Below are 20,545 nucleotides of genomic sequence, written 5' to 3'. Positions count from 1 at the left end.
GGCGGGCTCCGGGCCACCTCAGAAAAGGCGCTCCGCGTCGGCGGGGATCCAGGGTCCCGGCTGGGTCGTCCAGCCGGCGTCGTAGTGCCGCACCGCCTCGATGAACTCCGCCGGCGCACGCAGCTCCAGCCATACCGCGGCGTGTCGGTGTCACCGCCGTAGGCGTAGGGCGTCAGGTCGCGAAGTAGGTCACGGCGCACGGTACCCCCGTCCCGGCGCCATCGACGTTGGTCTCGGCGCCGGCACTGACATCGGAAGCGCGGAGAGGACGACAGGCGCGGGACGGCGCGGCCTTGCCCTCGCCGCCCCGGCTTCAGGAGTGGGACAGCTCCGTGATGCGGCGGAGCAGGAGGCCTTCGCGCAGGGCCCAGGGGCAGACGTCGACGTGGTCGATGTCGAGGGCTTCCATCGTGGCGGCGGCGATGACCGCGCCGGCGAGGAGCTGGCGGGAGCGGCTCGCGGCGACGCCGGGCAGGGCGGCGCGCTCCTCGGGGCGCATCGCGGTGAGCCGGGGGATCCAGTCGTGCAGGCCGCGCAGCGTGAGCCGGCCCTCGGCGCCCGCGACCCTGGCGAGCTGCTTGAACGTCTTCGACGTCGCGACCTGCAGCGCGCCGGCGGGCACGGCCGACGCATACGGCCGGACGGAGCGCAGCACGTGCCGGTGGACGGCCTCGACGTCGCGACGGCGGGCGGGGTGGCACGGCAGCATGGTGCGGGTGATGCGGGCCGCGCCGAGGGGCAGCGACACCGCGAACCCGGGCTGCTCGCCGGCGCCGGCCGCGATCTCGGTCGTCGCGCCGCCGATGTCGAGCAGGAGCAGCGGGGCACTGGACGCGCCGGGCGCACTGGGCGCGCCGGGCGCGCCGGGCGCGCCGGGCGCGCCGGACGCACTGGGCGCGCCGGAGGAGTCGCCGAGCCAGCGCCGGACGGCGAGGAACGTCACGCGGGCCTCGTCCTCGCCGCTGAGCGAGCGCAGCTCGATGCCGGTGACCTCGCGGACCCGGTCGCGGATCTCCTCGACGTTGGTGGCGTCGCGGATCGTCGCCGTGGCGAGGGGGATCAGGTCGGTGACGGCGTGCCGGCGGGACGCGTCGACGGTCTCGATGACGGCGGACACCAGCCGGTCCACGGCCTCGTCGGACAGCGCACCGTCCGCGTCGACGGAGTCGGCGAGCAGCGTCGGCGCCTTGAGCCGGAACACCGACTGCGGCGGGCCTCCCGGGTGGGCGTCAACCACGTGCAGGTGCGCGGTGTTGGAGCCCACATCAAGCACGGCCAATCGCATCGGCTCCCCCTTCTCCCCGCGCAAGCTCGCCTGCTACCCAGACATTGTCCCACCGAAACATCACAACCCTGTTGCCGGCAACAGTCAGATCCGCGGCAGTGTCCACCGTGGACTACGCCGAAGGAACGTGACCCAGATTCACGATGCAGAACCGGTTCCCGTCAGGGTCGGCGAGCACCACGAAGTCGGGGTCGGCCGGATAGCTGTCCCAGTCCACACGGGACGCGCCGAGCGACTCCAGCCGCGCCGCCTCGGCCGACAGCTGTGCGGCGTCGGCGACGTGCAGGTCAAGGTGGATCCGCGGGTGAGCCTGCGGGGCGGTGACGTTGCGCTGCAAAGCGATCGGCGTGCCGACGCCGTCCGGTGGCACCAGGATCGTCGCGGCACCGCCGAACCCGGTCTCGTGCCGACGGTACCCCACCGCCTCCCGCCAGAAGCGGGTGGCCCGCGCCACGTCGTCGACGCCGAGGACGATCGCACCAACTGTCAGCATCCGCGTCATTGTGCCAGCCGCGTCGAGGCGACCCAGCGCACCGTTGGGTCGTTGTCGCTCATGTACCGCCGGAGCACCGGCACCGCCGCGACCCGGTCCAGGTGGCTGAGGATGACGGCGACCCGCTGCCGCACGACGGGGTCGGGGTCGTCGGCGAGGCCGAGCACCAGCGGCGCCCACCGGCCCCGGTCCCGGGTCGCGAACAGTGCGCTCACGGCCTCCGCCCGCACCGCCGCCACGTCGTCGCGCAGCAGCTCCGCCAGGCGCCGTGCCGCCAGGGGATCGGCGTCGACGGCCGCGCCGAGAGCCTTGGCGGCGGAGCGCCGGTTGCCGGACGCGGGGTCGTCGGCGAGCGCCAGCAGCGGGCCGAGGTCGTCGAGGCGGCCGAGCGCGGCCCGGGCATGTTCGCGGACGGAGCGTTCGGTGTCGTCGGCGAGGCGGCGCAGCAGGGTCACCGAGGCGGCCCCGCCGAGCCGGCCGAGCGCGTTCGCCACCGCCGCCCGCACCTGCGGCGACGGGTCGTCGGCGGCCGGGGTGAGGTCGGCGGCGGCGCCGGGCGACCCGGACCGTCGCAGCGACTCGACCGCCGCCGCCCGGGTCTCCTCGAACGGGCTGCGCAGCGCCTCGACCAGCGCCGCGTACGCCGCGTCGTGCCGCACCGCGATGTCGAGCTGCCCGGCGGCGCTCAGGCGGACCGACCGGTCCGGGTCGTGGAGGGCCGCGGCGAGCAGGGCGATGTCCTTCGGGCCCGGCAGGTGCCCGAAGGCGTGCAGCCCGACCCGGCGCCGCTCGACGCTGCCGTCGGTGGCGTACTCGGTCACCAGCCGGCGCCCGCGGGCGGGGTCGGCCCGCAGCAGCTCGGCGATGGTGTTGTCCAGGTCCACCTGGCTGTCGGAGAGGTCGCGGGCCGCGGCCTCCAGCAGCGCCGGCAGCGCGTCCGGACCGGCGATCGCCGCGAGCACCGAGGCGATCAGGTCCCGGCCGGCGGGGTTGCCCTCGTCGAGGAACCGGGCGAGGTGCGCGTGCAGCTCGGGCACGAGGGAGCCGTCGCCGGATCCGGTCAGCGCGTCCAGGGCCGCCGCCAGGGCGTCGGCCTCGACGGGAGCGCCGTCCACCGGGCGGTTCGCGAGCTCCGCGAGCTCCGCGGCGGCGTGGTGGAGCACGGTGGCGAGGGCGGCCCTGGTGTCGGTCACCCGCGCCACCCTGTCACAACGCGGGTGGTCGCGCGTCAGGCCTTCGGGGCCTCGAAGACGAGCATCGCGTCCGCCGGGGGCTCACCGTAGATGGAGCGGATGGTGGCCTCGTCGAAGCGGGTCTCGTCGGCGACGTTGACGAAGTCGCGGATCGCGGTGCCGGTGCAGTACGTGTCGGCGAGCGGCGCGCCGCGGCGGGCGACGACGTCGGGGACGTGCACGGTGCGGAAGTCGACGCTGTAGCGGGCGAGGCCCGACGTGTTCGGGGTCGAGCGGTGCAAGTGGGCGCCGGAGAACAGCAGCACCTGGCCGGGCGCGGGCAGCACGACCAGCTCGTTGGGCGGGTTGTGGTCGGTGGCGCCGGGGCGGACCTGGGCCTCCCGCTTGACCGACGCGGCGGTGGTGAGCCGGCCGACGTTGTTGGCGTAGTAGTCGAAGTCGCCGGAGTTGTTGGCGACCGGCGCGTTGAAGCGGTCGAGGTCGAAGGACATCGCGTTGGTGTCGCGGGCCGGGAAGATCGGCAGCCACCAGTTGAGCTGCTGGTTGGGCGCGGAGTACCAGACGTCGCGGTGCCACGGGAAGGCGAACGCGACGCCCGTGGTCAGGTGGCCGACGGGGAACGAGGTGCGGGGCTTCGGCACGTCGAAGTGGGTCTCCTCGGCGGTGAAGCCGGCCTCCTCGATGATGTTGCGGACCAGCTTCTTGGACCGCTCGTCGTGGATGAACCGCGGCTTCCACGGCCCGAGCAGGGCGGCCATCGCGGCCGGCTCGAAGTGCTCGTGGGCGTGCTCCGGGTCGTGCGGCGCGAAGAGCTCGGTCAGCTGCTGCCTGGCGTGGTCGACGAACTTCGCCACGGACGGCAGCTTCGTCATGACCAGAAGGTGACCGTCATACAGGCGTTGGCGGAGCACCTCGGGCGTTGCCTGCAGGTCGACGTGAACGGCCATCTGTCTTCCTCCCCGGAGAAGTATTCGCAGGTGAGCGTAGGCATCCCCCGGGGCGCATGACACCCGGGCCCCCAACTCGGTGCTGGTTCGTCAGGTTTCTGACTCAACGTGACCGCCGAAGATCGAGTTTGGCAAATGGATGGCAAACGATTGCCGCCGCTGTCGGGGCGTCACTACCGTCCGAGGCACATGTCCCCGCCCCGCCAATTGAGGGAGATGCACCAATGCCCCATGCCCCAAGTAGGGTGACGAAAGCCCTGCTCAGCGCGGTACTCATGCTCGGCGGCACCGTCGCCGCCATCGGTGCCACCACGGGCGTCGCGCACGCCGCCTGCGGCACGACCAACGTCGCGCTCAACAAGCCCGCCACCTCCTCGTCCAACGAGAACGGCAACCTGACCCCCAACAAGGCCGTCGACGGCAACACCGCGACCCGGTGGTCCAGCGCCTTCAGTGACCCGCAGTGGTTGCAGGTCGACCTCGGCGCGGTCACCGACGTCTGCCAGGTCGTCATCACCTGGCAGACGTCCTACGCCAAGGCGTTCAGCGTCGAGGTGTCGCCGACCGGCGCGGCCGGCAGCTGGACGTCGATCTACTCGACCACCACCAGCACCGGCGGCACGCAGACGCTCACCGTCAGTGGCAGCGGCCGCTACCTGCGCGTGTACGGCACGCAGCGGGCCAACAACTACGGCTACTCCATCAAGGAGCTGGCGGTCTACAGCGGCACGCCGGTCGAGCCGCCGGTCTGCCCGACGCCGCCGGCGAACCCGACCCTGCCGCCGAACTTCATCGTGTTCGACCCGTCGATGCCGGCGAGCACCATCCAGGCCCGCGTCGACGAGGTCTTCGCGGCGCAGGAGTCCAACCAGTTCGGTGCGCAGCGCTACGTGCTGGCGTTCCAGCCCGGCACGTACAGTGGCATCAACGTCAACACGGGCTTCTACACGTCCGTGATCGGCCTGGGTCGCAACCCGGACGACGTCGTCATCAACGGTGACGTGACGGTGGACGCGGGCTGGTTCGGCGGCAACGCGACGCAGAACTTCTGGCGCTCGATCGAGAACCTGTCGATCGTGCCGAGCAATGCCAACAACGGCGACCGGTGGGCGGTGGCGCAGGCCGCGCCGATGCGGCGGGTGCACATCCGCGGCAAGCTCAACCTGGCGCCCAACGGCTACGGCTGGGCCAGCGGCGGCTACATCGCCGACAGCAAGATCGACGGCAGTGTCGGGCCGTATTCGCAGCAGCAGTGGTACACCCGCGACAGCTCGATCGGTGGCTGGGTCAACGGCGTGTGGAACATGGTGTTCTCCGGCGTGCAGGGTGCCCCGGCGAACAGCTTCCCGAGCCCGCCCTACACCGTCCTGCCCACCACCCCGGTGATCCGCGAGAAGCCCTACCTGTACCAGTCGGGCGGCGCCTACAACGTGTTCGTGCCGAACCTGCGCACCAACGCGGCCGGCACCACCTGGTCGGGCGGCTCGACGCCGGGCACGTCGATCCCGCTGAGCAGCTTCTACGTCGTGCAGCCCGGCGCGACCGCCGCGTCGATCAACGCGGCCCTCGCCTGCGGACGGCACCTGTTCTTCACCCCGGGCATCTACCACCTGAACCAGACGCTCAACGTGACCAACCCCAACACGGTGATCCTGGGTGAGGGGTACCCGACGCTGATCCCGGACAACGGCGTCAACGCGATGACCGTCGCCGACGTCGACGGGGTGAAGATCGCCGGGGTGCTCTTCGACGCCGGCACGGCCAACTCCGACACGCTGCTCACGATCGGTCCGGCCGGCTCGGGCGCGAGCCACGCCACCAACCCGACCACCGTGCAGGACGTGTTCTTCCGCATCGGCGGCGCCGGCCCCGGCAAGGCGACCAACAGCCTGGTGGTCAACTCCGACAACACGATCATCGACCACATCTGGGCCTGGCGGGCCGACCACGGCGCCGGCGTCGGCTGGACCGTCAACACCGCCGACACCGGGCTGATCGTCAACGGCGACGACGTCTCCGCCTACGGCCTGTTCGTCGAGCACTACCAGAAGGACGAGGTGGTCTGGAACGGCCAGGGCGGCCGGACGATCTTCTTCCAGAACGAGATGCCGTACGACCCGCCGAGCCAGTCCGCCTGGCGGACCGGGGCGAGGGGCTACGCCGCGTACAAGGTGGCGAACAGCGTGACGACCCACGAGGCGTGGGGGATGGGCAGCTACTGCAACTTCAACGTGGACTCCACGATCGTCGCCGAGCACGGCTTCGAGACCCCGGTCACCGCCGGCGTGAAGTTCCACGACCTGCTCACGGTCTCACTCGGCGGCAAGGGCACGATCGCCCACGTCATCAACACCACCGGCGGCCCGGCGCAGGGTCAGAACACGGTTCCCGTGTACCTGGTCAGCTTCCCGTGACCGATTTCTGTTAACACCGTTTGACATTTCTGCTCCATCGACGTACAACACTGTGAGAGCGCTCTCAGCAGGCTTGCCCGGGTCGGCCGCCACCGGCCCGGGCAGGTTCCTCATGACCGCGCAGACAGGGCCCGTCCGGCATGGGAGCGCCGGACGGGCCCATTCAGCCGGGTCAGGCCTACCTTGTCGCAGCCGCCGCCGGTGTACGGGTGTCCTCCCGGACGGCGGTGACCGCGGGCGGGACCCGGCCGGGCCACCAGGCGGCCTTCCCGAGCAGGGTCATCGTCGCCGGGACCAGCAGCATCCGGACCACGGTCGCGTCCAGCACGATCGCCACGACCAGGCCCAGGCCGATCTCCCGGATCGGGGCGAACCCGCCGACCAGGAACCCGGCGAACACCACCACGAGCAGCAGCGCCGCCGACGTGACGATCCGGCCGGTCTCCTGCAGCCCGACCGCCACCGACCGGCGGGAGTCCGCGCCGGTGAGCCGGTGCTCGCGGATGCGGGCGAGCAGGAACACCTCGTAGTCGACCGACAGGCCGAACGCGATCGCCGCCACCAGGACCGGCACGGTCAGGTCGATCATGCCGAGGTCGCCGCGCTCCTGGAACACCAGCGTCACCACGCCCAGCGCGGCGCCGATGCTCAGGACGCTGGTCATGACCGCCTTCACCGGCAGCAGGACCGACCGGGTGAACGCGGCCAGCAGCGCGATCGTCGCCGCGACCACGACCAGCGCGGCGAGCGGCCCGTAGTCGGCCAGCATCCCGCGGTAGTCGACGAGCTGGGCCGCGGCACCGGTCACGAGCACCTCGAACGGCGCCGGCACGTCCCGCACCGCGTTCACCGTCGCCCGGCCCTGCGGGGTCTCGGGGCGGTGGGCGGGCGCGGCCCGTACCAGGGCGACCGCCGCCGACAGGGGCTCGACCTCGACCTTCGTCACGCCCGGGACCGCCCGGACGCGCTCGGCGAACCGCAGCGTCGCCGGGTCGGTGGCGGAGGCGCGGACCACGGCGACGATGTCGCCCGGCCCGACGAGCTCGGGGAAGTGCGCGGCCAGCTGGTCGTGCTGCTGCCGGGTCTGCGTCGAGGCCGGCAGCGCCCGCGCGTCGCTGTTGCCCAGGCGCATGTCCAGGGCCGGGACGGCCAGGGCGAGCAGCCCGGCGGCGGTCACCACGGTGGTCAGCAGCGGCCGGCGCTGCACGGCGACCGCGATCCTGCCGAAGACGCCGTCGCCCGTGCGGGGCTTCGCGGGCTTGACCCGCCGGCCGACGAGCGCCAGCACCGCCGGCAGCAGCGTGAGCACCGCGACCATGTTGACCAGCACGACGCCGGTCCCGGCGAGACCCATCGACCGCAGGAACGCGTCGGGGAACACGGCGAGCCCCAGCAGGCTGGCGGCGACCGTCAGGCCGGTGACCGCGATCGTGCGGCCCGCCTTGTCCACCGCCGCGGCGAGCGCCTCCTTGACGTCGCCGGTGGTCGCGCGCTCGGTCCGGAACCGGCTGATCAGCAGCAGCCCGTAGTCGACGGCGAGACCGACGCTGAGCATCGTGGCGACTTGGATCGCGTAGACGGAGATGTCGGTGCCGAAGCTGAGCGCGTAGAGCAGCCCGAACGTGCCGCCGATCCCGGCGAGCGCGACCAGCAGCGGCATCGCCCCGGCGAGCAGCCCGCCGAACACCACCACGAGCAGCACCAGCACGACCGGCATCGTGTAGAGCTCGGCCCGCTGCACGTCGGACTGGGCCTGCCCGCCGAACTCCGCGTCGGTGAGCATCCCGCCGGTGACGGTCACGTCCGCCGACCGCAGCCGGTCCGCGACCTTCTGCGCCACGACGGCGTCCTTGACCGTCACCTGCAGCAGCGTCGCCTGACCGTCGGCGGCCGGCAGCGGCGCACCGACCTGGCTGACGCCGTCGAACCCCCGCACGTCGGCGAGCGCCGCCGTCAGGTCCACCCCGCCGGTCGCCACCACCGTCAGCTGCGCCGGCTGCGGCCCGGCGGCCTCGTCCCGCAGCTTCAGGGCCCGCTCGGTCTCCGACCCGGGCACGGTCGCGACCTGCGCGGTCAGCTTCATGAACACCCCGCCGCCGACGCCGAACCCCACGGCGACGACCGCCACCCAGAACACGATGACCATCACGGGCCGGCGCAACGCCAGCGCTGTCAACATCCGGAACATGCCGACGATATTGGTCGCGGTGACCGTGCCGGCACCTCGCCGTGGGGAGCGGTCTTCGCCCTCCCTCTCAGGAGTGAGGTGGCGTCAGAGCTCGTCCCAGGGGACGTCCTGCAGCGTCTGCCGCACGCCGGCCATGAGGGTCTCGTCGACGGCGAAGACGTGCTCGTCGACGGCTGAGACGGCGGCGACGCCGATGGAGTTGGTGACGAACGCGGCGGTGTAGAGCGGCAGGTCCTCGAGGGTGACGGTGGCGCGGCGGGAGGGCAGGAGCGGCTCGAGGAGCTGCATCGTGATGCCCGGCAGCGCGGGGGCGTCCGGCCAGACGACGTGCGTGCCGTCGAAGAACGCGATGTTGTGGACCGCCGCCTCGGTGATCTCGCCCTCGGGGGTGGTGAGCAGCGCGTCGTCGAAGCCGTGCTCGACCGCGGCCCTGCCCCAGTAGATCTGGCCGAAGCCGCCGAGGTGCTTGATGTGCGCGACCGGGCGCTGGTACGGCACGGACATCAGCCGCAGCGGCGTGGGCGACGGGTAGGCGGGCGGGCGGACGGCGACGAGCACCGACAGCGGGCCGCCCGGGCCCGGCTGATAGACGTTGACCCGCACGGCGGCGTCCGGGGTGTCGCGGACGGCGTGGCGCAGCAGCGAGCGGGCGCGCTCCGGCTCCAGGGCGGTGTCGAACAGGGCGAGCGACGCCGACGCCAGGCGGCTCAGGTGCAGGCCGAGACCCTGCACGCGGCCGGAGCGGACCTGCAGCGCGGTCAGGTGCCCGTAGTTGACCAGCGCCGGGAAGTACAGCTCCTCAGGCGTTGGCGAGTGCCCGTCGATCTCCAGCCGGATCAGACCGTCCATGATCGCCCACCATAGCCCGCAGGACCTGCTCCAGGTCGATGCGGGGCAGCATCCGGCCGTCGATCTTCACCAGCGGGCTGCCGGCGAGGCTGACGGGCGCCCCGGGGTCGGTGCCGCCCCGGCGCTCCTCCCATGCGGACTCCTCGATGGCGCGCAGCTGCGGCACGATGAAGCCGGCGCGGGCGTCCCCCGCCTCGACGAGCAGCACCCGGGCGGTCGCCTCGTCGACCTCGAGGTGCCCGCCGAGCAGGCCGGTCAGGCAGATCAGCGGCACCGTCGCCCGCTGGTGGGTGAAGACGCCGCGCAGCGGGCCGCCGCCGGCGAAGGGGATGACGTCGGCGGGGAACGGCACGATCTCGCTGATCTGGGTCAGCGGCGTGGCGAGCTCGACGCCGGCGTCGTACGTGAGGAACTTCCGCACGCTGGTCTCGATCGCGCGGCCGTCGAAGCGCGGGTCGGCCGCCTCGGGGCGCTCGGCGACGCGGGTCACGGGCGGCGCGCCGCCGACCGGGGTGCCGAGCGCGGCGATCGTGCCGAGGTCCTCGTCCGCCCGCAGCGCCGCGCCGTCGAGCACCAGGTAGGAGCCGCCCTCCTGGCCGGGCAGGATCCCGATGGCGTGGCCCGCGGCGGGCAGGCCGAACCCGGGCATCGGGAGCACGTCGGCGTCCGGCACCGCGATGATGCTGACGACCTCCGTGACGGCGAACGCGAGCAGCCCCCGCTCGAACGACAGCGACACGCCGCGCTTGACGTCGACCGGGGTGAGCGCGCCGAGGCCCAGCACGGCGAGGGTGTCGACCGTCGGCACGAACCGGTCGCCGAGCTGGACGACGCCGTGGATCGTGGGGCCGTCCAGCGGCGAGGACTTGAGCACCAGCTCCGGCACCACCGAGTGGATGTGCGACACGTCGACGGCCAGGCCGATCTCGCCGCAGCGCAGCAGCATCATCATGCGCCGGCCGCCGGCGGAGATCCCCGCCGCCGCCTGCTGCGCCTGGGCGACCGCGCCGCTCGGCCCGCCGGTGTCGGCGGCGAGGACCATGCCCGGGGTGTGCCTGACCGCGGCGCAGTCCAGGACGCTGACGACGGCGCTGTCGTCGAGCCGCTCGAACGTGCGGCTGAACAGCGGCAGGTCGGCGTTGACGCTGATGTCCAGGTGCGCGTCGTCCTCGATGAGCACGACGCCGCGGACCACGTTGGCGAGCAGGCCGAACACCGACCCGTCGTAGGTGACGACCACGACGACCTCGGCGTCGGTGGCCTCCCGGCGGCCCAGCAGCAGCCGCAGGTCCAGCACCGGGATCACCTGGTGACGCAGGTTGACGGCGCCGACGAGGCCGGGCGCGACGGCGAGCAGCGGGTCGAACGCGGCGGGGCACGGGATCACCTCGCGCAGCTCCGACAGCGGCAGCGCCACCTGCACGTCGGCGACGGTGAACAACCCGTACAGCGTCCCGGTCATGTCATCGCCGCACCGGAAGTGGGCGCGGCGCCGATCAGGTCGCCGATCAGGGTGTTCACGGTCTTCGACGTCTCCTGCTGGTGGCGGGTCGACGTGACGATCTGGTGGATCGACTCGGAGGTCTTGCCGACGCTGCGCAGGATCTCCTCGAACGCGTCCTGGGCCCGGTGCGCCACCTGCGCGCCCTGGTTGATCCGGGTCGCCGACTCCACGATGAGCCGGCTGATCTCCCGCGCCGACTCCGAGGACCGTTCGGCCAGCTTGCGCACCTCACCGGCGACGACGGAGAACCCGACGCCGTGCTCGCCGGCGCGGGCCGCCTCGATCGAGGCGTTGAACGCCAGCAGGTTCGTCTGCGACGCGATCTCGCCGATGACCTGCACGATCGCCGCGATCTGGTCGGAGGAGCGCTCCATCAGGTCGATGGCGTCGATCGACTTGCGCAGCTCCTCGAAGCCGCGCTGCGCGTTGGACTGGGTCTCCCCGGCCAGCTCGCTGGCGTGGCCGGCGTTGCCGACGATCTGCGCGATCGACGTCGACAGGTCGTCGATGGCGCCGCTCATCTCCCTGGTCTTCGTGGTGAGCCGGTGCTCCAGGGCGATCTGCTCGGTGATGTCCTGCGCGTACTTGACGACCTTCACCGGCTCGCCCTTGAGGTTGAAGATCGGGTTGTACGTGGCCTGCAGGTACACGTCGCGGCCGTACTTGCCGACCCGGTGGAACCGGCCCGCGAGGAACTCGCCGCGGCTCAGCCGCAGCCAGAAGTCCCGGTACTCCGGCGAGGTGATGTAGTCCTGGGTGCAGAACATGCTGTGGTGCTGCGTCACGATCTCGCGCAGCGTGTAGCCCATGGTGCGCAGGAAGTTGTCGTTGGCGTTCAGGATGTTGCCCTCGAGGTCGAACTCGGCGACCGCCTGCGCCCGGTCCATCGCGGTGACCTTGCCCTCGAACTCGGCGTTGCGCAGCCGCGACGCCGTCACGTCCGCCGCGAACTTCACGATCTTGTAGGGCTGGCCGTCGAGGTCGAGGATCGGGTTGTAGGACGCCTGGATCCAGATCTCCCGGCCGTCCTTGGCGATCCGCTTGTACTCGCCGGTGTCGTACTCGCCGCGCCGCAGCCGTCCCCAGAACTCTTCGTACTGCTCCGAGGCCGCCTCCGAGGGCTCGACGAAGACCCGGTGATGCTTGCCGCGCAGGTCGTCGATCGTGTAGCCGAACAGGTCCAGGAAGTTGCGGTTGGCGTCCAGGACGATGCCCTTGGGGTCGAACTCGATGACCGCCTGGGCCCGGTTCAGCGCCGCCACCTTGCCCTCGAACTCGGCGTTGCGGGACTTCTGCGCGGTGACGTCGGTGGCGTACTTGACGATCTTGTAAGGGTTGCCCTCCAGGTCGAATATCGGGTTGTACGTCGCCTGTAGCCACACCTCCTTGCCGCCCTTGCCGATCCGCTTGTACTCGCCCGTCTGGAACTCGCCGCGCGACAGGGCCTCCCAGAACATCCGGTATTCGTCGCCGCCGACCTGCGCCGGGTCGACGAACATCCGGTGGTGCCTGCCGCGCACCTCGTCGACGTTGGTGTAACCGGTGAGGTGCAGGAAGTTGCGGTTCGCGTCCACGATCGTGCCGTCGAGGTCGAACTCGATCACCGCCTGCGCCCGGTCGATCGCGGTGACCTTGCCCTCGTACTCGGCGTTGCGGTGCTTCGATGCGGTGATGTCGGTGGCGTACTTGATGATCTTGTACGGGCGGCCCTCCAGGTCGAGTATCGGGTTGTAGGACGCCTGCAACCACACGTCCCGGCCGTTCTTGCCGATCCGCCGGTACTCGCCGGCCTCGTAGCGGCCCTTGGCGAGCTTCTGCCAGAAGTTGCGGTAGCCGGTGCCGCGGGCCTCGTCCTCGGGGACCAGCATCTTGTGGTGCTGCCCGATCAGCTCGTCGGCGGTGTAGCCGGTGGCGTCGAGGAAGTGCTTGTTGACCTGCCGGATCGTGCCGTCGAGCTCGAACTCGATGACCGCCTGCGCCCGGTCGACCGCGGCGACCTTGCCCTCGAACTCGACCGTGCGCAGCTTCTGGTCGGTCACGTCCATCGCGTACTTGATGATCTTGTACGGGCGGCCCTCCAGGTCGAGGATCGGGTTGTAGCTCGCCCGCAGCCACACCTCCCGGCCGCCGCGCCCGATCCGCTTGAACTCCCCGCTCTCCGACTCCCCGCGGACCAGCCGCTCCCACAGCCTGGCGTACTCGGCGCTGTTGGCGAACGCCTCGTCGACGAACATCCGGTGGTGCTTGCCGACCACGTCACCGAGCGAGTAGCCGGTCAGGTTCAGGAAGTTCTCGTTGGCGCCGATGACCTCGCCGTTGAGGTCGAACTCCACGACCGCCTGCGCCCGGTCGACCGCCGTGTAGCGCCCGCGCAGCTCCGCCAGGACGCGCCGGTCGTCGGTGATGTCATACGCGGTGAGCAGGATCGCGTCCGGCTCCTTGCCCGCGCCGCGCACCGGCCCGCTGTTGAACCGCAGCCACCGCTGCCGCCCGCCGCTGTCGACGATCGACGTCACCTGCTCCAGGAACCGCCCCGCCCGCGCGCTGTCCAGGAGCTGGTCCATGATCTGCGACTGCAGGTGCCAGATCTCCTCCAGCCGCTTGCCGGCCAGGTCCGCCGGCGGCAGGTCGGTCGTCTCCAGCACCCGGTCGTTCACGGACACGACCGTGCCGTTCTTCGCGTTCAGCACGACGATCATGCGTTCCTGCACCAGCAGGCTCAGTGATGCCTCCGCGAGCGCCGGCGTGTGGCTGTCGTTCACGAGGCTGATCGGTTCCGGCACGGTTGCTCCTCGGGTGCGCTTCGTCCTGATCTTCGGCCGCGGCCCACCCGCCTTGAGAGGAACCATTCTTACGACTGAGGCGCCCGGACCGGGCGCCGATGACAATGGCTGCCATGCGCATCCGGGCCGTGGACATCCTGATCACCGTCGCGGTCACCGCCGCCAGCGTGTATCCGGCGGTGCTATGGGGCACGACCCTGGACGTCGCGCTGGCCCTGGTCGCGTCCGTGCCGCTGCTGTGGCGCCGGCAGGCCCCGATCCTCGTCGCGCTCGCCTGCGGCGTCGGCACCACCTGGCTCTCGGTCACCGACCACCTGTTCGACCAGCCCTATGGCCAGCTCGTGGCCACCTACACGTGGGCCGAGCTCGCCACGCCCGGATGGCGGCTGTTCGCCGCCGCCGGCACCGCCATCGGGGTCACCGTGTCCCTCGTCGTGCCGCAGGAAAGCCCGCCGTCCTTCGCCTACGTCGGGATGATGTTCGTCGCCGCCTATGCGCTCGGCACCGGCATGCGGGCCCGCCGCGACCGGATCGCGTTCCTGGAGGAGCGCACGCTGCGCCTCACCGAGGAGCAGGCCGGCGCGGCCACCGCCGAGCGGGCGCGGATCGCCCGCGACATGCACGACGTCCTCGCCCACTCCGTCGGCCTGATGGTCGTGCAGGCCGAGGGCGGCGCGTCCGTCGTGCGCACCGACGCGGTGCGCGCCGAGGCGGCGTTCGACGCGATCGCCGGCACCGGCCGCGAGGCGCTCGTGCAGCTGCGCCACGCCCTCGGCGTCCTGCGCGACGAGCGCCCCGAGACGCCCGGCCTCGACGCCGTCCCGTCGCTGGTCGAGCGCGCCCGCCGGACCGGCCTCGACGTCACCCTCACCCGCGACGCCGTCCCGCCTGTGCCGGCCGAGGTCGGCGCGACCGCGTTCCGGGTCGTGCAGGAGGCCCTCACCAACGCCGTCAAGCACGCCGGCGCGCGTCACGTCGCCGTTGTACTGGCCGCGGAAGGCCCGTCCTTACGCGTCCGGATCCGCGACGACGGCCGCGGCGGCACCCCCAAACCCGGCGGCCACGGCCTGTCCGGGATGGCGGAGCGGGTCGCGGCGGCCGGCGGCACCCTGCGCACCGGGCCCGCCGAGCCCGGCCCGGGCTTCGAGGTGTCCGCGCTGCTGCCGGCCGTGGCCGGTTGACCCGCGTGCGCTCCGTGCCGGCTGGCGGGTCGTGTGCGGTGGCGTGTGCGTGTCGCCGTCCTGGCGGCCGGGTGCCGTCGCGTCCGGTGGCGTTGCCGGTACAGGCCGGCGATGGCCCGCCCGGATCGGCCGCCCGGGCGCTGCGGTGGCCGTGCTGCCCGCCGGGTGTCGTGGCCGCTGCCCGGTCGGGTCCGGCGCGGGTAGGTTGACGGCTGTGCTCAATGTCGTGGTCGCCGACGATCAGGCCCTCGTGCGTGACGGCCTGTGCATGATCCTGTCCTCCCAGCCCGACATCACCGTCGTCGCGGAGGCCGCCGACGGCGTCGAGGCCGTGGCCGCCGCCCGCGCGCACCACCCCGACGTCGTCCTCATGGACGTGCGCATGCCCAACCTCGACGGCATCGGCGCCACCCGGGAGATCAGCGCCTGTTCACCGGCGACGTGCGTGCTCGTGCTCACCACGTTCGACCTCGACGAGTACGTCTACGACGCGCTGCGCGCCGGCGCCTCCGGCTTCCTGCTCAAGGACATGCACCGCACGGAGCTCGTCGCCGCCGTGCGGACCGTCGCCGCGGGGGAGTCGCTGCTCGCGCCGACCGTCACGCGCCGCCTCATCGCCGACGTCCTGCGCCAGCGGGCGCCCGTCGTCGCGACGCTCACCCCGCTCGCCGCCCTCACCCCGCGCGAGCTGGACACGCTGCGCCAGGTCGCGCGCGGCCTGTCCAACGCCGAGATCGCCGCGGAGCTGTTCGTCACCGAGCACACCGTCAAGACCCACGTCTCGAGCCTCCTGTCCAAGCTCGGCCTCCGCGACCGCGTGCAGGCGGTCGTCGTCGCGTACGAGTCCGGGCTGGTCCGCCCCGCAACCCCGCTGTGAGACGTGTGTAGCGTGTGGTCGGTGGATCTGCGTTCCGGCACCCTGGAAGACCGCGAGGAGCTGCTGTACGAGCTGCTCGACCGGGCACCCGTCGACCCCGCCGCGGCGGAGACGGTCCGCGCCGTCGTGCGCGACTACCAGGATCACCATCGCTCGCTGTACACCAGAGCCCTGAACCGCGCGGACGCCTTCGTCGACGCGTCGCTGCGCGAACCGCTGCTCGCGGCGCTCGCCGACACCCGCTACAACTGCCAGGCGTGGGCGGCCATGGGCTGCGCGGCCGGAGGCTTCACCGAGGCGGTGCCGACCCTGTTGGACCTGCTGGACGACCGGGACTGGAACATCCGCGAGCAGGCCGTCCGCGCGCTGGGCCGGCTCGGCGACGCGTCCGTGGTGCCCGCGCTCGCGCCGCTGCTGCGCGACCCGCAGGAGCATCCCCGCCAGTACGCCGCCGACGCCCTCGCCGACATCGGCGGGCCCGAGGCGCTCGAGGCGCTGTGGCACGAGCTGGAGCACCGGCGCTTCCCCCGGATCGGCTACATCGCCAGCAACCTTGCCCGCTTCACTCCAGCCGTGCTGCCCCGCCTCGCCGAGGCCGCCACCAGCGCCGACCCCAACGTGCGGTACTGGGCGGCGGTCGCGCTGGGCTCCACCGGCGACTCGTTCGCGGCCCCGATCCTCGAGCGGCTCATGGCGACCGACCACGCCGCCACGGTCTTCGACGGCCGCGTCGACGTCGCCGCGAAGAAGGCCCTGCGCACCCTGCGGCGCATCCAGGCCGCCGTGGCGGCGCGAGCGGCCGGCTCCGCCGACTCGGCCGCGGGCTGATTCCACCGCCGGCTCCGCCTGTGGGCCGCCGTCGGCCGCCGGGTGCCGATGTGGGCCGCGCCGGTCGCGGTTCGGCTGTGGGCGGATTCCGCCACCGGTGAACCGCTCTTGATCGATGGCTGCGGGCGCGGTCGAGTGGGCGGATGAGCATCGGAGTCCGTTCGTCGCCGTACTGGCCCGTCGTCAGCCATCCGAAGCTCGGCCGGATCCTGCCCGGACTCGTCGTCTCCGCGCTCGGCGACGGTATGTCCCTCGTCGCCGTCACGTGGCTCGCGTTGCAGCTCGCCCCGCAGGAGCATCGCGGCACCTGGGTGGCGGTGGCGGGGGCGGCGTATTCGCTGCCGAGCGCCGCCGGCGGGGTCCTCTTCGGGCGGTTCCTGCGGCACCGCGGCGGCGCCCAGCTCGCCGGGTGGAACGCCATCCTGCGGGCGGCCGCCCTCGGCGCGATCGCGCTCGCCGCCGCGCTCGGCGCGCTGCACCTGCCGCTGTACGTGGCGCTGCTCGCCGTCTCGTCGCTGCTGGCGGCGTGGGGATCGGCCGGGCACTACACGCTCATCGCGGAGCTGCTGCCGCCAGTACACCACCTGCCGGCGAACGCCGTGCTCACCACGATCGCCAACGGCGCCACCATCGCCGGGCCGCCGCTCGCCGGGCTGCTCATCGGCTGGACCAGCCCGGCGACCGTCATCGCGATCGACGCGGCCAGCTTCGTGGTGCTCGCGCTGACCTACCGCCTGGCGGTGCCGCCGGGCGCTCCGGCGGCCGACGGCTCGTCGTCCAGGGCCGGGTTCGCCGCCCTGCGGCGCGACCGCACGCTGCTCGGCCTGCTGGCCCTGTCGTTCGCGTTCTTCTTCCTGTTCGGCCCGTTCTACGTCGCCATGCCGATCCACGTCGCCACCGACCTGCACGGCTCGGCGACGCTCCTGGGCGCCTACTACACCGCGTTCGGCGCCGGGGCGCTGCTCGGCGGCCTCGTCACGGGATACCTGCGGCGGCTGTCACTGTGGCCGACCACCATCGGCATCGTCCTCGCCTTCGGCACCGCGATGCTGCCGCTCGGCCTCGACGTGCCGACCCCGGTGGCGATCGGCAGCTTCGCGCTCGCCGGCGCGATCTGGGCACCGTACATGGCGACGTCGATGGCGCTCTTCCAGCGCACCACGCCCGCCGCCGACCTGCCGCAGGTCCTCGCCGCCAACGGCGCCGTCCTCGTGCTCGCGGTCCCGCTCGGCACGATGCTCGGCGGCCCGCTCGTCGCCCTGCTCGGCGCCCGCCCCACCCTGCTTGCCTGCGCGGCCGCGACGATCGCCCTCGGCGTTTTTGTCATACCCGTGTGGTGGTATCGACGGCATGGAAGCGGTGGCGGTCCGGCATGACACAGGTTCACATTCGGAGTTCCGGCTCACGCAGGTGGCCGACCCCCTCGTCCCCGCGGTGCGCAAGGCGGGCTTCACCCGCGAGGACGGCCACTGGCTGAAGCGGTTCCCGGCGGACACCCCGCACCTGGACCGCGCCTGGGAAAACTTCGCCCGCCTGGTCGTCCTGATGCTGCGCCAGTCCGCCGGCCTGGACCCGGTCCCGTGGGACACCGCACTCGACGAGGTCTGCCGCCGCCTGGATGCCGCGGGCGTCGACTGGTGGCTCACCGGCAGCGCCGCCCTCGCCGTCCGCGGCCTCCCGCTCACCCCGGGCGACCTCGACCTGGTCGTCTCCGCCGCCGACGCCCGCCGCGTCGGCGACCTGCTGCTGGACGGCCTGGTCGAGCCCGTCGCCCCGGCCGACTGGTTCTGCGACTGGTGGGGAAGAGCGATGCTCGGCGCCCGCGTGGAGTGGGTCGGTGGAGTCGGCCCCGCCGCCGACCAGCCCGCCCCGACCGACTTCGGCCCGACCGCCGCCGCCCACCTCGATCTCGTCCACTGGCGCGACCACAAGCTCCGCTTACCCCCGCTGTCCCTCCAGCGCGCCGTCAGCCTGCGCCGCGGCCTCCACGAGCGGGTCAGGCTGATCGACGCCATCGAGTGACCGCACCCCCGACGGGACGTGACCAGCCACCACGACCAGGTGCTGTCACGCGGATCATGGGTCTGGATCGTTGAGCGGGTGTGGCTCGTGGTGATCTGAGCAATGAGGAGCGGGCTGTGCTGGCGCCGCTGTTGCCGGCGCAGCCTGTTCGTGGTGGGCGGTGGCGTGATTCCCGGCGGGTTCTCAATGCGATCTGCTGGGTGAATCGGACCGGGTCGCCGTGGCGTGACCTGCCGGACCGGTATGGGCCGTGGAAGACGCCGCGCCAGCGGTTCCGGCGGTGGGCCGCTGACGGGACGTGGGCGATGCTCAAGCAACGGGTCGTCGCGCTCGCCGAGGCGGATGGCGACATCGACTGGGATGCCCCAGATCGACTCGACCGTCGTCCGGGCACACCACCACGCGGCCGGTGCCCACAAGGGGGGCTCGACCGTGACGAGTCGAGGGCATGGCAAGGGATCGGACGGTCCCGTGGTGGGCTGACCACCAGGGTGCACACCCTGTCCGACGGGCGCGGCGGGTTCTGGCCGCACGGCACCCGCCAGCTGGAGCCGTTGTTTGAGCAGGTGTCGGTGGCGAATCCTCGCCGGTCCGGACGCTCACGCAAACGTCCGGACTCAGTGACTGGTGACGAGGCCTATGCATCCTGGGCCAACCAGAGCCTGCTGCGTTCACGGGACATCGCCACGGTCATCCCAGAACCCGAACGACCAGATCGCCGACCGGAAGCGACGCGGCTGCGCCAGCGGTAGGCCACCGACCTTCGACCGTGTCGCCCACCGCCGCCGCAACCAGGTCGAACGTGGCTTCGACCCGCACAAACGCGTCAACGGCCGCATACGCCGCATCAGCGTCGACACCCTCGGCCCATGACCCGCCGCCGAGGCCGACCAGCACCACCCATCGCTACGGTCTCGACACAGGCCCCAGAGCGGGCACTCCCAGCGACGGCCGGTCGTACGGTCGTCGTTCCACTATCCTTGATAGTGGATGCATGTCCGCTATAGTGTATTCGTGGCTGGCGGTGCGGGCTTCCTTTCCAGCGGGTTGTCGATGACTGAGCTGGGGTTGCGGATTCGGGCTCGGCGGCGCGCGCAAGGGCTCGCGCTGGAGCAGTTGGCTGAGCTGAGCGGCGTGAGCCGCAGCATGGTGTCGGATGTGGAGCGAGGCACGAAAACGCCGACCGTCCTGGTCCTGGACAGGCTCGCGACGGCGTTGGGCACGTCGATCTCCCGCCTGCTGGATGAGCCTGCCGGCAATGCGTTCGTGCTGCTGCGCAACGGACAGCAGCGGGTGGTCCGCGACCCCGCGGGGTGGGAGCGGCGCATCCTTTCGCCGGTGCTGCCCGGCGTCGAGTTCGAGTTCATGCGCACAGTGCTGGGACCCGGCGTCGATGCCGGGGAGTTCTCGCCGCACCGTCCGGGCTCGCGCGAATACGTGGCGGTCGAGTCGGGCCGTCTCACGCTCACGATCGACGGTCAGGCATCGACGCTGGAGGCGGGCGATTCGGTCTACTACCCCGGCGACTGCCGGCACGCGTTCGCCAACAGCGGGGACGTCGAGTGCGTCTACTACCTGGTGATGGACCTCGGGACGGCCGGGCCGCACGCGGCCTGGCCGGGCAGGGAGCGGTGATGGATGAGCTGAGGCGTGCGGGCCGGCTCGCCGCCGACGTCACGGCCGATCATCTGGGTGGCGTCCGTGACCGGCCGGTCTGGCAACCGGTGACGGAGGCCGACCGTAGCTGGCTGATGCGTCAGGATCTGCCCGCAGCGGGCCGGCCGTTGACCGATCTGGTCCACGACATCCGCACCCGCGTGCTGCCGTATCCGATGGGCAACGGTCATCGGATTTCTTCCGTGGATACTCCGGCCTTCAGGCCGGGGTGTTCTCGAGGAGCGCGTCGCGGAGCATCGCGTCGTCGCGGGTCTCGCGGACGATGGCCGGGATCGCTTCCTTGCCGAGCGCCTGTGCCGCGCGC

The 20,545-nt window shown here is 72.1% G+C and carries 17 protein-coding genes; 8 read left to right on the top strand and 9 right to left on the bottom strand.

Annotation, left to right across the window (positions count from 1 at the left end; translation table 11 throughout):
• Window positions 1–313: 313 nt before the first annotated feature.
• The 4 genes from AB0I21_RS18310 to AB0I21_RS18295 all read right to left on the bottom strand — a co-directional run bounded on the left by AB0I21_RS18310 (window position 314) and on the right by AB0I21_RS18295 (window position 3,918).
• The gene (locus AB0I21_RS18310) at window positions 314–1,285 is read right to left on the bottom strand and encodes a hypothetical protein (protein WP_360562463.1); all 972 of its coding nucleotides are present in this window, start codon (window positions 1,283–1,285) and stop codon (window positions 314–316) included.
• 112 nt (window positions 1,286–1,397) lie between these two features.
• Window positions 1,398–1,778 carry a VOC family protein gene (locus AB0I21_RS18305; RefSeq protein WP_360562461.1) on the bottom strand — a complete coding sequence of 127 codons (381 nt, stop codon included), beginning with the start codon at window positions 1,776–1,778 and terminating at the stop codon, window positions 1,398–1,400.
• 5 nt (window positions 1,779–1,783) lie between these two features.
• A complete protein-coding gene (locus tag AB0I21_RS18300; RefSeq protein WP_360562460.1) occupies window positions 1,784–2,971 on the bottom strand; it encodes a HEAT repeat domain-containing protein in 1,188 nt (395 codons plus the stop codon).
• Between the two features lie 35 nt (window positions 2,972–3,006).
• Entirely contained in the window at window positions 3,007–3,918 is a 912-nt protein-coding gene (locus AB0I21_RS18295; protein ID WP_360562458.1) for a hypothetical protein, read from the bottom strand.
• A gap of 275 nt (window positions 3,919–4,193) precedes the next feature.
• Here AB0I21_RS18295 and AB0I21_RS18290 point away from each other — a divergent pair, with 275 nt between their 5' ends.
• Window positions 4,194–6,332, top strand: a complete 2,139-nt coding sequence (locus AB0I21_RS18290) for a discoidin domain-containing protein (RefSeq protein ID WP_360562658.1) — start codon at window positions 4,194–4,196, stop codon at window positions 6,330–6,332.
• Between the two features lie 178 nt (window positions 6,333–6,510).
• On the opposite strand, the gene AB0I21_RS18285 is transcribed toward AB0I21_RS18290, so the two are convergent.
• The 4 genes from AB0I21_RS18285 to AB0I21_RS18270 all read right to left on the bottom strand — a co-directional run bounded on the left by AB0I21_RS18285 (window position 6,511) and on the right by AB0I21_RS18270 (window position 13,656).
• Window positions 6,511–8,511 carry an MMPL family transporter gene (locus tag AB0I21_RS18285; RefSeq protein WP_360562456.1) on the bottom strand — a complete coding sequence of 667 codons (2,001 nt, stop codon included), beginning with the start codon at window positions 8,509–8,511 and terminating at the stop codon, window positions 6,511–6,513.
• A 93-nt stretch (window positions 8,512–8,604) separates the two neighbouring features.
• Complete coding sequence (locus AB0I21_RS18280) at window positions 8,605–9,369, bottom strand: aminotransferase class IV (protein WP_360562454.1); 765 nt, start codon at window positions 9,367–9,369, stop codon at window positions 8,605–8,607.
• Window positions 9,320–10,831, bottom strand: coding sequence for a chemotaxis protein CheW (locus tag AB0I21_RS18275; protein ID WP_360562452.1), 1,512 nt, complete (start codon window positions 10,829–10,831; stop codon window positions 9,320–9,322). The genes AB0I21_RS18280 and AB0I21_RS18275 overlap by 50 nt, the downstream gene beginning before the upstream one ends.
• Complete coding sequence (locus tag AB0I21_RS18270) at window positions 10,828–13,656, bottom strand: PAS domain-containing methyl-accepting chemotaxis protein (RefSeq protein ID WP_360562450.1); 2,829 nt, start codon at window positions 13,654–13,656, stop codon at window positions 10,828–10,830. Before AB0I21_RS18270 ends, AB0I21_RS18275 begins: the two co-directional genes overlap by 4 nt.
• A 113-nt stretch (window positions 13,657–13,769) precedes the next feature.
• Between AB0I21_RS18270 and AB0I21_RS18265 the strand changes: the two genes are divergently transcribed.
• From AB0I21_RS18265 to AB0I21_RS18240, 6 genes are all read left to right on the top strand, one after another.
• Entirely contained in the window at window positions 13,770–14,837 is a 1,068-nt protein-coding gene (locus tag AB0I21_RS18265) for a sensor histidine kinase (RefSeq protein ID WP_360562448.1), read from the top strand.
• A 214-nt stretch (window positions 14,838–15,051) separates the two neighbouring features.
• Window positions 15,052–15,714 (top strand): response regulator transcription factor, encoded by a 663-nt coding sequence (locus AB0I21_RS18260; protein WP_360562446.1) that lies wholly within the window; start codon window positions 15,052–15,054, stop codon window positions 15,712–15,714.
• Between the two features lie 21 nt (window positions 15,715–15,735).
• Window positions 15,736–16,542: a HEAT repeat domain-containing protein gene (locus tag AB0I21_RS18255; RefSeq protein WP_360562444.1), complete on the top strand. Its 807-nt coding sequence runs from the start codon at window positions 15,736–15,738 to the stop codon at window positions 16,540–16,542.
• 143 nt (window positions 16,543–16,685) lie between these two features.
• The gene (locus AB0I21_RS18250) at window positions 16,686–17,918 is read left to right on the top strand and encodes an MFS transporter (RefSeq protein ID WP_360562443.1); all 1,233 of its coding nucleotides are present in this window, start codon (window positions 16,686–16,688) and stop codon (window positions 17,916–17,918) included.
• Window positions 17,919–17,952: 34 nt separating this feature from the next.
• Window positions 17,953–18,564, top strand: coding sequence for a hypothetical protein (locus tag AB0I21_RS18245; protein ID WP_360562441.1), 612 nt, complete (start codon window positions 17,953–17,955; stop codon window positions 18,562–18,564).
• A gap of 80 nt (window positions 18,565–18,644) precedes the next feature.
• Window positions 18,645–19,316: an IS5 family transposase gene (locus AB0I21_RS18240; RefSeq protein WP_360562439.1), complete on the top strand. Its 672-nt coding sequence runs from the start codon at window positions 18,645–18,647 to the stop codon at window positions 19,314–19,316.
• Here the strand turns inward: AB0I21_RS18240 and AB0I21_RS18235 are convergent.
• Window positions 19,255–19,464, bottom strand: coding sequence for a hypothetical protein (locus AB0I21_RS18235; RefSeq protein ID WP_360562666.1), 210 nt, complete (start codon window positions 19,462–19,464; stop codon window positions 19,255–19,257). The genes AB0I21_RS18240 and AB0I21_RS18235 overlap by 62 nt on opposite strands.
• Before the next feature lie 114 nt (window positions 19,465–19,578).
• Here AB0I21_RS18235 and AB0I21_RS18230 point away from each other — a divergent pair, with 114 nt between their 5' ends.
• Window positions 19,579–20,199: an XRE family transcriptional regulator gene (locus AB0I21_RS18230; protein WP_360562437.1), complete on the top strand. Its 621-nt coding sequence runs from the start codon at window positions 19,579–19,581 to the stop codon at window positions 20,197–20,199.
• Window positions 20,200–20,545: the final 346 nt, after the last annotated feature.

The organism is Dactylosporangium sp. NPDC050588 (assembly GCF_040654975.1).
GTDB lineage: Bacteria > Actinomycetota > Actinomycetes > Mycobacteriales > Micromonosporaceae > Dactylosporangium > Dactylosporangium maewongense.
The sequence above is the reverse complement of the archived record's forward strand: the minus strand, read 5'-3'. Positions and strand labels throughout refer to the sequence as shown.